Genomic DNA, 13,032 nt, shown 5'->3' on the forward strand with positions numbered 1-13,032 from the left:
CCGACACTGAAGGACTCTGATGACTTCCGAACTGGCCCTCGAATTCGCCCGCAAGATCCGCGCCCGTGAGCAGGCGGTGGGCTACTGGGCGGTGCTGGACGCACCCGTGGCCACCGAACGCATCGGCCGGATCGGCTACGACTACGTGGCCCTGGACGCGCAGCACGGGCTGCTCGGCTATTCGGGCGTGCTCAACGGCCTGATGGCCATCGACGCCGGGCACACCGCCGTCGGCATGGTCCGGGTGGAGGCCAACGACTTCACCGCGATCGGCAAGGCGCTCGACGCCGGAGCCGTGGGCGTCATCGTCCCGCTCATCAACAACGCCCAGGACGCCGCCGCCGCGGTGGCCGCAGCCAAGTACCCGCCGATGGGGGGCCGCTCGTACGGTCCCATGCGGTCGGCGCTGCGGATCGGGCCGAAGCCCGCCGACGCCAACGGCACCACCCTGGTGTTTGCCATGATCGAGACGCCGGAAGGCCTGGCCAACGTGAAGGAAATCTGCGCCACCCCGGGCCTGGACGGCATTTACGTGGGGCCGTCAGACCTCGCCATCGCCGTGGGCGGGGCATTCCCGGGGGATCCGCAGGTCGAAGCGGAGTTCAACGCCGCGCTCGAGACCATCGCCGAGGCTGCCGCCTCCGCCGGAATCGCCGCCGGTATCCACACTCCTGCCGGGACGGTGGCGGCGCAGCGGCTGCAGCAGGGGTACACGTTCACCACTATCGCCTCGGACCTGACGCACCTGGAACAGATCGCCAAGTCCCACCTCGACGCCGCGCGCTCCGACGCCACCATGAAGGACTAATTCCCATGCAGAACACCACCACCGACGCGTATAGCACCATCACCCCGGACGGGGCCGTGAAGCGGGCGGACGGCGCCGACTTTGCCTACCTCCCGGCACCCACCGTGCAGAGCCACGCCGCCAACCTGCTCACCCTGCCGGACGGCCGCCTCGGCTGCGTGTGGTTCGGCGGCACCCAGGAAGGCGTGCCGGACATCTCCATCTGGTTCTCCACCCTCGAGCCGGGCAGCAGCCAGTGGTCCGAACCTTCGAAGCTTTCGGATGACTCCACCCGCTCAGAGCAGAACCCCATCCTGTTCACCGCCCCTGACCAGACGCTCTGGCTGCTGTACACCGCGCAGAAGGCGGGCAACCAGGACACCGCCGAGGTCCGCCGTCGTATTTCCACGGACAGCGGCCGCACCTGGGGCGACGTGGAAACGCTGTTCCCCGCGAACGAAACCGGCGGCGTGTTCGTCCGCCAACTGCCCGTGGCGCTGCCCTCCGGCCGGTTGATCATCCCGATCTTCCGCTGCATCACCACACAGGGGGAAAAGTGGGTGGGCAACAGCGACGACAGCGCCGTGATGATCTCCGACGACGCCGGCGCCACCTGGAGCGAACAGGTCCTGCCCGGCAGCCTGGGCTGCGTCCACATGAACATCCAGCCCCTGGCCGACGGCTCGCTGCTGGCCCTGTTCCGCAGCCGCTGGGCCGACTCGATCTACGAATCCCGCTCCACCGACGACGGCACCACCTGGAGCGAGCCCGTCCCCACGGAACTGCCCAACAACAACTCCTCCATCCAGTTCACCGCCCTCGCCGACGGCCGCCTGGCCCTGTTGTACAACCACCGCCGAGCAGAGGAGAACACCGAACGCCGACTGTCCCTCTACGACGAAATCGACGACGACGGCCTGGCCGAGGAGCAGGGCCAGCTCGCCGAGCCAGTGCCCGGTGCTGCTGTTACTGATGACGGGGCACGCAAGGCGTTCTGGGGGACCCCGCGGTCTCCCATGACCCTGGCCATCTCCGAGGATTCCGGACGTTCCTGGCCGATCCGCCGGAACCTGGACGTGGGGGACGGCTACTGCCTGTCCAACAACTCCCGCGAGGGGCTCAACCGCGAATACTCCTACCCGTCCATCCACCAGGGCCCCGACGGTGCACTGAACATTGCGTACACGTACTTCCGGCAGGCCATTAAGTTCGTCCGCGTTGACCCGCAGTGGGCGTACGAGGGCAGTCAGACGCCCGGCGGCCTGGAAGACGACTCGCTCAATGCCTGACCAGCATGCCGTAGTGACCGGCTGCAGCTCGGGCATCGGACTGGCCATCACCCGCCGCCTGTTGGCCGACGGGTGGGCCGTGACCGGTGTGAGTAGGACCGCGAAGCCGCTTGACGGGAAGTTTGAGTGGCTCCAGGCTGACCTTGCCGAGCCCGAATCTTTGGCCGATTCCATCGCCGGGTTACGGCCCGTTGATGCGCTTGTTCATGCTGCCGGGTTCCAACGGACGGCTCCGCTGGGGGAGCTGGACCCTTCAGCTTTATCCGCTATGTTCGATGTCCATGTGTCCGCGGCCAGCATACTTGCCAACGCTTTGGTCCCGTCCATGCCCGACGGCGGCAGGATAGTGCTGCTCGGCAGCCGCACCGCCACCGGGTCACCGGGCAAAAGCCAATACGCCGCCACCAAAGCCGCCCTGATGGGGTTGGGACGGACGTGGGCGCAGGAACTTGCACCGCGGGGAATCACAGTCAACGTGCTCTCCCCAGGCCCCACGGACACTCCGATGCTGAATGACCCCGGCCGGGCTGCCACCCCGGTGCGGATGCCGGCCCTCGGCGCCTTGGTGGACCCTGACGACGTCGCCGCACTGGCGGCCTTCCTGCTGGGACCCCACGGAAAGTCCATCACCGGTCAGAACTACGTCATTTGCGGAGGGGCCTCGCTCTGACTTTGCAGCGGCGTCATTTGCACAGTAGGGCTGCCTGTCATTCAGATCTTCGTCTACCACTGCAGGTGCTGGACTTCGATGGCAAGGGAATTGCTGATGTGGACAGCATTACCGCCATGCTGCCCTGGACAGCGAGAACTTCACCAATCTTCGGAATTGCGGAACTAATGCTGGTAGAGCTGCCGCGTTGCGAGTTCGGACTCAAGAGTAATAAGGCAGCTGTTAGTCCATTGCTTCAGGGATTCCAGAAGGCGTCACGAAGTGCGGCTCCCGACCGCGCTTTACCTTCAACCGCATGGGTGCGGGCATCAAGGAGAGACTCATAAGGTGACTGTGACTGTCCTGGAATTTTGTGTCCTCGCATCCGTCCTGTTTGCCGCCGCATGCCTGCAGGGATCTATAGGCTTTGGTTTAGGCATGATGGCGGCCCCAGTAATCGCCTTAGTCGATCCCTCACTCCTGCCAGCCTCGTTGATCCTGCTTTCTGTTGTGCTGACTTTGATCATCACGGTAGGGGAACGCCAACACCTGGATCTCCGCGGAGTGGGTTGGGCGTTGGTTGGCCGCGTTCCGGGCAGTATTGTCGGGGCCTGGCTAGTCATCACGCTTACTCCAGACGGTTTGGTATGGCTGGTAGCGTTGGCAGTATCTGCCGGGATATTGGCGGCTTTCGTCGGGTGGGTGCCGCCACCACTACGGCGAAACCTCATCGTTGCTGGCGCCGCCTCAGGAATTCTGGGGACTGCCACGTCCATCGGGGGTACTCCCATGGCAATCATCTGGCAGCGCGCCGAAGGCCCAGAGCTGCGCGGAACGATGAGCGCCTTCTTCCTGGTCGGTTCGTGCATGTCGCTCTTCGCCCTGGCGTTGGCCGGTGCCATCAACGAAAAAGTACTCCAGGTAGCCTTCGCCATGGTTCCGTTCGTGCTCGCGGGATTCTTCCTCTCGCGCTTCCTCACCAGGTTCCTGGAGCCACAGCTGACACGTCTCGTAGCACTGGCTGCGTCCTCCGTGGGAGTTCTTTTGCTCATCGGCCAGCAACTACTATCGCAAAACTAAGGTTCGGAGATGGTGTAGACGGGCTCAATGCGGCCCGCTCGCCCTCAGGAGTCCGCGACGTGACGTAGCTGCTGCGGCTAGACCTGTATTTTCGGCAATTCTAGCCAAGTCATAACGCTGACGACGGAGATGCGGTCAAACTGGCTTGGCGGTTGTTTGCGCCGGCGGCTGGCTCGACAGGTGAGGGTGTCAGGGCAGTTTGGCCTGGCGCAGGTACTGATACACCGTTTCCCGGCTGATGCCGTAGTCGCTGGCGAGGACGGATTTGGGGATTCCATTCGCTGCCCGCTGGACCAGCTCGGCCGCCCGTTCCGGTGTGAGGGTCTTTTTCCGCCCTTTGTAGGCACCGCGCTGCTTAGCCAGGGCGATGCCTTCTCGCTGCCGCTCCCGGATCAGCGAGCGTTCGAATTCGGCAAAGGCCCCCATGACGGAGAGCATGAGGTTGGCCATGGGGGAGTCCTCCCCGGTGAAGACCAAACTCCCTTTGACGAACTCCACCCGGACCCCTTTGCGTGTGAGGCTCTGGACGAGAGCCCGCAGGTCATCGAGGTTGCGGGCGAGCCGGTCCATGCTGTGCACGACGACTGTGTCCCCGTTACGGGCGAACCGCAGTAGCTCAGTAAGCTCCGGTCTGGTCGTGTCCCTGCCCGAGGCTTTGTCCGTGAAGACCCGGTCCAGAACCTGACCTTCGAGCTGGCGTTTCTCGTTCTGGTCCAGCGTGCTTACGCGCACGTACCCGATCAGCTGTCCAGCCACCTAAGCCTCCAAACCCTCAACCTGTCAGTCTGAGTTCTATGACCTTTATTGGAGCAGGTCAAGATACTTGGAACATTTGATGTCAGAGTGGGGTGTACTTCAACCTGTCACTGTATGGAGGTGACGTCACGCAAGCCGCTGGGTGCATGAGAAGGAAATGAGATGGTGTGGGCTCACGGTCCCTCCCAGGCTCGGCACCGCCGGTCCGGTCAGGGTGCGGTGTTGTTCACGGCGTACGGCGGGCGGAGGAGCCCGGGGGTGAGGCCCTCGGCCGGGTCGTTGCCCAACTGGAGCACGTTGTTGTTTTGGTCGACATGGACTACCCGGGGCTCGTAGGCCTTGGCTTCCTCGGTGGTCATTGCCGCGTAGGTAATCAGAATGACAACGTCATTTTCGTGCACCAAGTGGGCTGCCGGGCCATTGATGCCGATCACGCCTGAGCCGCGTTCACCGGCGATGGTGTATGTCTCCAGCCTGGCGCCGTTGGTCACGTCCACGATGGCGACAAGCTCACCGGGAAGGATGTCAGCAGCATCAAGCAGGTCCAGGTCAACGGTGACTGAACCTACATAGTGAAGGTCAGCGTGCGTGACGGTGGCCCGGTGAATTTTCGACTTAAACATCGTTCGATTCATAGGAAGCTCCAGTAGTAGGACTTGTGCCGAGGCGCCGGCCAGACACTAGATCCGGCACGAACGCAAGTCTCTTGGAGGAACTGGACCCTAGTTTTCTAGTGGTCGTTCTCGGGCGACGGCGGCAGGAAATGCGTGAAAACCTGATATCCGTCTTGACGGGAAATCATTCTTCTTGGTGAGATTCCTTCCGCTGAAATCCAGAGAAGCGAATCGTCAGGCATGACGGCCTCCACCGTTCCTTTGCGGACCAGTTTCCCGCCTCTCCAAACTTCTACCCGTTGCCCGAGAGCACGTTGCCAATCTGGTTGCAGGTGAAGGTCCATCGTTTGCTCCTGTGTGCACGCTGATGAGATTTGGAAGAGCTGCACGGGGTTGTTCGGCCGGCCGGCGGTGAGGTGTCACATGCGTTGCGATAGTTGATGATCCGGGTGATCATCCGACACCTCACCGCAGAAATTGGGGCAGTTGAGATGCCGGTTACAGGGAGCGCTGGTCTGGGCCGTTGTATTCGCTTAGCGGGCGGATGAGGGAGTTGGACGCCGCCTGTTCCATGAGGTGGGCAGTCCAGCCGGTGATGCGGCTGGCGACGAAGATCGGTGTGAAGGTCGGAGTGTCGAAGCCCATGAGGTGGTAGGTGGGTCCGGCAGGGTAGTCGAGGTTGGGTTTGATGGCCTTGGCCTCCTCCATCGCCTGCTCGAGTCCGTTGTACAGACCGAGGAGTTCCGGCCGGCCGTAATGGGCGATCATCTTGTCCAACGCGGCCTTCATTGTCGGAACGCGGGAGTCCCCGTTCTTATAAACGCGGTGCCCAAAGCCCATGATTTTCTTCTTGTGTGCCAGGGCACCTTCCATCCACGCTTTAGCCCGGGTAGCGGCTTCCTCCAGGGATTCCTCGGGCTCGATGCCGATCTCGTCAAACGTGTGCATGACGGCTTCGTTGGCCCCGCCGTGCAGCGGGCCTTTGAGCGCCCCAATGGCAGCAGTCACGGCCGAATGCAGGTCCGAGAGAGTGGAAGTGACCACCCGGGCGGTAAACGTTGAGGCGTTGAAGGAGTGTTCGGCGTACAGGATCATCGAGACGTTGAACGCCTCGATGACCTCGTCCACAGGATCTTCACCGAAGGCCATCCAGAGGAAGTTGGCCGAGTAGCCCAGGTCGTCGCGGGGTTCCACCACGTCGAGCCCGTGCCGGCGGCGCTGGTCGTACGCCACGACAGCTGGCATGGCCGCCCACAGGTCGATGGCCTTCTTCATATTGGCCTCGGGCGAGGCGTCTTCGGCCAGTGGGTGCCGTGCTCCCAGCACGGATGCGGCCGTGCGGCAGAGGTCCATGGGGTGGGCGTCCGTGGGCAAGGCGTCGATGATGGCCTTGAGTGCCGGTTCGAGTGGCCGGCCGGCCCTTTCGCGGGCGGTGAGCCCGGCCAACTGCTCCTGCGTGGGCAGTTCGCCGTTCCAGAGCAGATAGGCGACCTCTTCGAAGCTGCATTTGGCGGCGAGGTCTTGGACCGGATACCCGCGGTAGAGCAGCGAGTTGGTCTCTGCATTGACCTTTGAGACCGCGGTGTAGTCCACCACGACGCCGGCGAGGCCCTTCTTGATCTCTGTGTCAGTCATGCTGAACTCCTTCGTTGCAGTTCTTGTATTAGTGGATGTTGGGGATCTGGAAGTTGAAAACGCCGGAATCGAACTTGTTGTAGGCCTCGTAGTCCACGAGGTCATAGAGGCGTGCCCGGGTGAGCATTTCGGGCACGCGTACCTGCTGGGTTCCCAGGCTCTTGAGTGTGTCCAAAACGCGTTCGGCGGCGCCCATGGCGCTGCGGAGCAGTGTGACGGGGTAGATGACCATGTTCACGCCCACATTCTGCAGTTGCTCCGTGGTGAAGAGGTCGCTTTTGCCGAACTCTGTCATGTTGGCGAGGATGGGCACGTCCACGGCGTCGCGGATGGCGCGGAACTCGTGCAGATCACGCATGGCCTCGGGGAAGATCGCGTCAGCGCCGGCATCGACGAGGGCCTTTGCACGGTCTTTGGCGGCCTGGAGTCCGTCGACTGCCCTGATGTCGGTGCGGGCCATGATGAGGAAGTTCGGGTCACGGCGGGCGTCGGCGGCGGCGCGGATGCGTTTGGTGGCGGTGGCCAGGTCAACGACGTTTTTGCCGTCGAGGTGGCCGCAGCGTTTGGGGTTGAACTGGTCCTCGATGTGGCAGCCGGCGAGTCCGGCGTTTTCGAGTTCCTGGACGCTGCGGGCCACGTTCATGGGTTCGCCGAAGCCAGTGTCCGCGTCCACGATGCACGGCAGGTCGGTCATGCGGGCGATCTGCCCTGCCCTGGTGGCTACCTCAGTCAGGGTGGTCAGGCCGATGTCGGGCAGGCCGAGGTCATTGGCGAGGACGGCGCCGGAGATGTAGACCCCTGCGAAGCCTTTCTCCTCGATCAGCCGGGCCGAGAGCGGGTTGAACGCCCCCGGGAACTGCTGAATAGTGCCCGAGGCGAGGATCTCGCGCAGCCTGAGGCGCTTCTGCTCGGGCGTGGCGGTGGAGTACAGCATTTTTAGAACAGTCCCTTCGGGGCAGCGTTAAGGTCGATGACGCCGGGCGCCGCGGTGATGTTGAGCTGGTCGAGTTCGCCGGCGCCGAGTTCGGGAAGGCGTTCGACGGCGGCGAGGAACCTTTCGATTTCGTCCTCCTCCACGAGGCCGGCGGCGAGGGTGCGGAACTTGTTCACATACTGTTCCCGTGTGAACGGGCGGGCGCCGAGCGGGTGGGCGTCGGCCACGGCGATTTGGTCCCGGATGACGGTGCCGTCGGTGAGGGTGATTTCCACGGAACCGCCGAAGGCCTTTTCGTTGATGTCCAGGGAGTGGTACCGGCGGGTCCACCCCGGGTCCTCCACCGTGGACACTTTCTGCCACAGCTCCACGGTGTCCGGGCGGGCGGCGCGTTCGGGGGCGTAGGAGTCCACGTGGTGCCAGGCCCCGTCCTGCAGTGCGACCGTGAAGATATAGGGGATGGAGTGGTCCAGGGTTTCCCGGGACGCGGTGGGGGAGTACTTCTGCGGGTCGTTGGCGCCGGAGCCGATCACGTAGTTGGTGTGGTGGCTCGTCTTGATCAGGACGGACTTCACGTTCGCCGGATCGGTGGCCTCGGGGTGTTCCCTGTTCAGCTTGCGGGCGAGGTCGATCCAGGCCTGGGCCTGGTACTCGGCCGAGTGTTCCTTGGTGTAGGTGTCCAGAATGGCCCGCTTGGCCTCACCGGGCATGGGCAGCGGAACCTCATAGGAGGCGTCCGGACCGTCCAGCAGCCAGGCGATCACGCCGTCCTCACCCTCGTAGATCGGCACCGGGGAGGTCTGCCCCCGCATGGACCTGTCCACCGCTTCGACCGCCATCTTGCCGGCGAAGGCGGGGGCGTGGGCCTTCCAGGTGGAGATCTCGCCCTTGCGCGACTGGCGGGTGGCCGTGGTGGTGTGCAGGGCCTGGCCGACGGACTGGAAGATGGTTTCGACGTCGAGTCCCAGTAGGGTGCCGATGCCGGCGGCCGCGGAGGGGCCGAGGTGGGCGACGTGGTCGATCTTGTGCTTGTGCAGGCAGATCGCCTTGACCAGGTTGACCTGGATCTCATAACCGGTGGCGATGCCACGGATCAGGTCCGCACCCGTGGAGCCGACGTGCTGTGCGACGGCCAGGATCGGCGGGATGTTGTCGCCGGGATGGGAGTAGTCCGCGGCGAGGAAGGTGTCGTGGTAGTCCAGTTCCCGGACTGCCACGCCGTTGGCCCAGGCCGCCCACTCCGGGGAGACCCGCTCGCCGATGCCGAAGACCTTGGCCCCCTTGCCGCCGCTGGACGGGCCGTGAGTGAGGGCCTGAGCCCGGGCAGCGACAATCGGAGCCCGGTTCAACGACGCAATGGCCACCGAGGCGTTGTCGATGATCCGGTTGATCACCATCTCGGTCACTTCGGCCGTCACGTCGACGGGGTCCGCGGCGACCAGAGCGATCTTGTGGGCCAACTGTTCCTCCCGGGGGAGGTTCTCTTCGCTCCTATAGACGCGGACGTGGTTGTTCTTGCCCATGGTGCTCCTTATTGAGGCGTGTGTGTGGCCTTGAGATGAGTAAGACTGCGGTGCAGATGAAGAGTGGTGGCTGCCGCGGCAACCCTGGGGTTCCCCGCGGCGATGGCCTCGGCAATGGCAGCGTGCTCCGCGGCCGCGGTTGTCAGCCGAGTCTGGTCGTCGGCGGCCAGCCGCCGAACCCGCACCAGATGCACCCGCAAGCTCCGCATGGCCTGGGCCAAGTAGGAGTTGGAGATGGCGGCATCGATGGCCTCATCCAGTCGGCCAACAAGTCCGTAATAGTCATGGCGGGCAGGATCGGCGCCGCTGATCAGCGCAGGCGCCGCCAGCAGTTCTTCCTGCAGCTCCCGGAAAACTGCGGAGTCGCCCCGGACAGCAGCCAGCCCGGCGGCCTTGCCTTCAAGCGTTTCCCTCAGTTCGAACAGCTCGTCGATGTCCTCAAGCGAGATGTCGGTGACGACAACGCCGCGACCCCGGGCAGTCTGGGTGAGACCTTCGGCGCTTAGCCTGCCAAGCGCCTCCCGTAGCGGAGTTCGGGAGACGCCAAGCCGTCCGGATTGTTCCACTTCGGCCAGAACCGTTCCCGGCAGAAGACGCCACTCCACGATCTCTTCACGGAGGGTTCTGTAAGCCCGTTCACTGGCACGCATGCAGCGAGTGTATACACAGCGCCGCCTGAGTGGCAAGAAAAGGACAAAAACTTGTTTCCATGTATACATTTGATCCGCCCTGGGGGCGCGGGGCCTCGTGGCAGGGAAGCCGGCGAAAGGTGCCGCGCTGCCCCCATGGTGGCCCTAGCGAGGAGAGCCTGCCAGGCCGCACGGACGGAAGGCCCTGCATCTGGCTGGTGGTTTCCTTCGCGGGGGTGCCCATCACGGCGCCGAGCGTTAGTTTAGGGCGCCATAAAGGCCGCCCCATGTGGCTCCCGGGTTGAGGCGAGACCTATCGAAATCACCGGGCGGCCCGATATATGATCCGCTTATTCAGCCCAGATTGTGTACTTGACGGGGCATGCTATGAAAATCGAGGTTTCCGTTGTCATCGATAGGCCGCCTGCGGTGGTGTTTGAGTTCTATGTGGTGAACCATGTGCGGAACCATCCTCGCTGGGATCCGAACATCCAGCTGACGCAGCTCACCGAAGGACCTGTGCGGGTCGGCACTCGGATCGAACGCAGGCACACACGGGCTGGCACTCCCATCGAGGGCATCATGGAGGTGGTGGAGTTGGACCCCGGAAAGTCCATGAAGGCCGTCATCGTGGACCAAACGCCCGACGGACCCCTGGAAGTCCATGGCCGTGTATCATTCGAGGCCGTTGACGGTGATCGGACCAAGCTGACCCTCGAGCTGGACATGCCCCACTTTCACAGCTCAATGGAGCCAAGCCTGATCGAGGGCGGCTACCGGCGAATCAAGGAACTCGTAGAAGCCGAGACCTAGATGAGTAAGTCCTATTGCCGTTGCGGGGCGCGGGAGCTTTTAAAGTAAGGCGGAGAGTGTTAAGCCGGGGTTGTGAACACGCAACTAAACACTCTCCTGACCACACTTTACGTCTATTTGGATGACCATGTGCTGCCGGACCTTGGTGTGTCCAGGGCTCGCCGGCCGGGCCGGAAACAGGTGCTGAGCGACGCCGAGCTGCTCTGCCTGGCCGTGGCACAGCACCTGCTCGTCTTCTCCTCGGAGACCAGGTGGATACAAGGTTCCCTGCCGGTTCGTCATCATTGCGTCCCTGCCCAAGAACTAGGTCGGCAAGATCGTCAAGGCCGGGCTGACCTCGTGCTGAATCCTCGGCCTATCGCAACAGAGAGGTCTACCGCCGGCCTCGGAATCTTCCCGGTTGGAACCGTTGAGCCCGCTTATGTGCTCCGGGACGGCGTCGATATGGACGGCTTTGCTCCCATGAGCAAGTTGGCCGCCGGGTTGGTCATGATGGAACTCGGCCGCGGTGAGAGCTACATCGGAACAGCCTTCGCTGTGCAGGGGCGGGTCTGGCCCGAGGTCCATTGCCTACTGGGGTTCGGACGAGCAGAAGAACCGGTGGCTTCCCGCGCTGGCAACGGCGCAGCAGTACGGAGCCTTCGCCCTGACGGAGCCCACACACGGTTCGGATTCCGTGGGTCTGGAAACTTCGGCCACAAACACGGAAGGCGGTTTCCTGCTCAACGGGAAGAAGTGGATCGGCGACGGCTCATCGGCGGAATCACCGTCGTGTGGGCCCGCGGGGACGACGGGCAGGTGCACGGGTTCGTAGACGGACGCGCATCAAGAGCCGAAGGAATCAAACCCAGAGGCTTGTGTAATAGTCATCACCCGTGTGATTATTACAACATCGAGTTAGTGCCCTGATCCAGAGAAGGTCACTAGTGAATCTTCACAGTTTTGGAAAAGCAGTAGCAGTAGTCAAGAAACCGTCAGCCGCTTCTATGGGCGCGGATGAAGCCATTTTGGAGCAAGGGAGCCCAAACAAATGACTGAGCAGACTTTGATTGAGAACGACATCGCAGCTGTTGAAGCTGAATGGGATAACGACACCACCAGGAGCGGGATATCCGCTGACCGGATGGTTGCCGAGGATGCGAAGCTGCAGGGTCGAGGCCAGGAGAACAGAGCACTCGTCGAGGGTGATAAGAAGTGGCAACAGATGCCCGCAGACGCAACTGCTCTGTTCACGCCTGTGACCATTCCGACCCGCTCCGGCTCCGGCCTGACACTGCGTAACCGTGTCGTCTTGGCCCCCATGTGCCAGTACGCCATCGACAAGACTGACGGTGTGCCGACTGACTGGCACCTGGTACACCTTGGCTCGATGGCCAATGGCGGGTTTTCCCTAATCGTTACCGAAGCCGCTGCAGTCACGGCTGAAGGTCGGATCTCCGATCGGGACGCCGGTATCTGGAACGACGAGCAGGCTGCCGGCTGGAAGCGCATCACCGACTACGTGCACTCGCACGGTGCGGCTATCGCTATCCAGTTGGCCCACGCTGGTGCGAAAGCTTCGACTTACGGCTGGCTAAAGGACCTCGAAACCGAGGGCAAAGTCGGAAGCATTCCGGAAAACATGGGCGGTTGGTCAACTGTCACGTCCACACCCAGTGACATCTACGGTTTGGAACCCGCCGTTGAAATGACCGAAGAGCAAATTGCTGTTTCCGTTCAGTCCTGGGCTGAGGCCGCCAAACGAGCCGATGAGGCCGGCTTTGACATGATTCAAATCCACGCCGCCCATGGATACCTGATCCACCAGTTCCTTTCCCCGTTGTCGAACAAACGCACCGATCGGTATGGTGGCAGCTGGGAAAACCGCACCCGCTACTTGCGCGAAATCGTGCACGCCGTCGCAGCAGTGTGGCCGGAAGACAAGGCGCTGGGCATCAGGTTCTCCGGTGAAGACTGGGTCGAGGATGGGTGGCGTACAGCGGACACCATCAAACTGGCGCAAGAGCTCTACTCCTATGGCGTGCGCGCCTTTGACCTGTCCAGTGCGGGTCTCGGCCCTTACTATGGCCCGAACGGTTTCGGCTATCAGGTTCCACTGGCCCAGGCCGTCAAGCACTCGCTGCCTGACGATGCCTTTGTAACCGCTGTGGGTAAGATCACCGAAGCGAGCCAGGCCGAACAAATACTCGTAACCGGTCAGGCTGATGGGGTCTCCATTGCACGGGCCGCCCTGGGCGATCCGCAGTGGCCAAACCGGGCAGCGCAAAAGCTTGGCGCCACCAAAGCGCACCCAGCACATTACTGGCAAGGTCGCTGGTAGAAC

General features: G+C 62.9%; 13 protein-coding genes and 2 pseudogenes. 8 read left to right on the forward strand and 7 right to left on the reverse strand.

The window, feature by feature from the left end:
* The first annotated feature begins 19 nt into the window (after positions 1-19).
* From QFZ33_RS11680 to QFZ33_RS11695, 4 genes are all read left to right on the forward strand, one after another.
* Positions 20-808, forward strand: coding sequence for an HpcH/HpaI aldolase family protein (locus QFZ33_RS11680; protein WP_307027622.1), 789 nt, complete (start codon positions 20-22; stop codon positions 806-808).
* Between the two features lie 5 nt (positions 809-813).
* The gene (locus QFZ33_RS11685) at positions 814-2,076 is read left to right on the forward strand and encodes a sialidase family protein (protein WP_307027624.1); all 1,263 of its coding nucleotides are present in this window, start codon (positions 814-816) and stop codon (positions 2,074-2,076) included.
* A complete protein-coding gene (locus tag QFZ33_RS11690; protein WP_307027626.1) occupies positions 2,069-2,746 on the forward strand; it encodes an SDR family NAD(P)-dependent oxidoreductase in 678 nt (225 codons plus the stop codon). The genes QFZ33_RS11685 and QFZ33_RS11690 overlap by 8 nt, the downstream gene beginning before the upstream one ends.
* 327 nt (positions 2,747-3,073) lie before the next feature.
* Complete coding sequence (locus tag QFZ33_RS11695) at positions 3,074-3,805, forward strand: sulfite exporter TauE/SafE family protein (RefSeq protein WP_307027627.1); 732 nt, start codon at positions 3,074-3,076, stop codon at positions 3,803-3,805.
* A 189-nt stretch (positions 3,806-3,994) separates the two neighbouring features.
* Here QFZ33_RS11695 and QFZ33_RS11700 read toward each other — a convergent pair whose 3' ends face one another.
* The 7 genes and pseudogenes from QFZ33_RS11700 to QFZ33_RS11730 form a co-directional block, all read right to left on the reverse strand.
* Positions 3,995-4,561, reverse strand: coding sequence for a recombinase family protein (locus tag QFZ33_RS11700; RefSeq protein WP_307027629.1), 567 nt, complete (start codon positions 4,559-4,561; stop codon positions 3,995-3,997).
* A gap of 209 nt (positions 4,562-4,770) precedes the next feature.
* The gene (gene panD / locus QFZ33_RS11705) at positions 4,771-5,196 is read right to left on the reverse strand and encodes an aspartate 1-decarboxylase (RefSeq protein WP_307027631.1); all 426 of its coding nucleotides are present in this window, start codon (positions 5,194-5,196) and stop codon (positions 4,771-4,773) included.
* Positions 5,197-5,291: 95 nt separating this feature from the next.
* Positions 5,292-5,519, reverse strand: coding sequence for a hypothetical protein (locus tag QFZ33_RS11710; protein ID WP_307027632.1), 228 nt, complete (start codon positions 5,517-5,519; stop codon positions 5,292-5,294).
* A 154-nt stretch (positions 5,520-5,673) separates the two neighbouring features.
* On the reverse strand, positions 5,674-6,810 hold the full coding sequence (locus tag QFZ33_RS11715; RefSeq protein ID WP_307027634.1) for a bifunctional 2-methylcitrate synthase/citrate synthase: 1,137 nt from the start codon (positions 6,808-6,810) through the stop codon (positions 5,674-5,676).
* A 28-nt stretch (positions 6,811-6,838) separates the two neighbouring features.
* Complete coding sequence (prpB, locus tag QFZ33_RS11720; protein WP_307027636.1) at positions 6,839-7,744, reverse strand: methylisocitrate lyase; 906 nt, start codon at positions 7,742-7,744, stop codon at positions 6,839-6,841.
* Positions 7,745-7,746: 2 nt separating this feature from the next.
* Positions 7,747-9,267: an MmgE/PrpD family protein gene (locus QFZ33_RS11725; protein WP_307027638.1), complete on the reverse strand. Its 1,521-nt coding sequence runs from the start codon at positions 9,265-9,267 to the stop codon at positions 7,747-7,749.
* Positions 9,236-9,917, reverse strand: a pseudogene (locus QFZ33_RS11730) (GntR family transcriptional regulator). The gene QFZ33_RS11725 and the pseudogene QFZ33_RS11730 overlap by 32 nt, the downstream one beginning before the upstream one ends.
* 366 nt (positions 9,918-10,283) lie before the next feature.
* Here QFZ33_RS11730 and QFZ33_RS11735 point away from each other — a divergent pair.
* The 4 genes and pseudogenes from QFZ33_RS11735 (at position 10,284) to QFZ33_RS11750 (ending at position 13,029) form a co-directional block, all read left to right on the forward strand.
* On the forward strand, positions 10,284-10,709 hold the full coding sequence (locus tag QFZ33_RS11735) for an SRPBCC family protein (protein ID WP_307027643.1): 426 nt from the start codon (positions 10,284-10,286) through the stop codon (positions 10,707-10,709).
* 72 nt (positions 10,710-10,781) lie between these two features.
* Positions 10,782-10,970: pseudogene (locus QFZ33_RS11740) on the forward strand (IS982 family transposase); the annotation flags it as partial.
* A 247-nt stretch (positions 10,971-11,217) separates the two neighbouring features.
* Entirely contained in the window at positions 11,218-11,523 is a 306-nt protein-coding gene (locus QFZ33_RS11745; RefSeq protein WP_307027645.1) for an acyl-CoA dehydrogenase family protein, read from the forward strand.
* Positions 11,524-11,739: 216 nt separating this feature from the next.
* Positions 11,740-13,029 (forward strand): NADH:flavin oxidoreductase/NADH oxidase, encoded by a 1,290-nt coding sequence (locus tag QFZ33_RS11750; RefSeq protein ID WP_307027647.1) that lies wholly within the window; start codon positions 11,740-11,742, stop codon positions 13,027-13,029.
* The last annotated feature ends 3 nt before the right edge of the window (positions 13,030-13,032 follow it).

The organism is Arthrobacter globiformis, from assembly GCF_030815865.1.
Taxonomy (GTDB): Bacteria; Actinomycetota; Actinomycetes; order Actinomycetales; family Micrococcaceae; genus Arthrobacter; species Arthrobacter globiformis_B.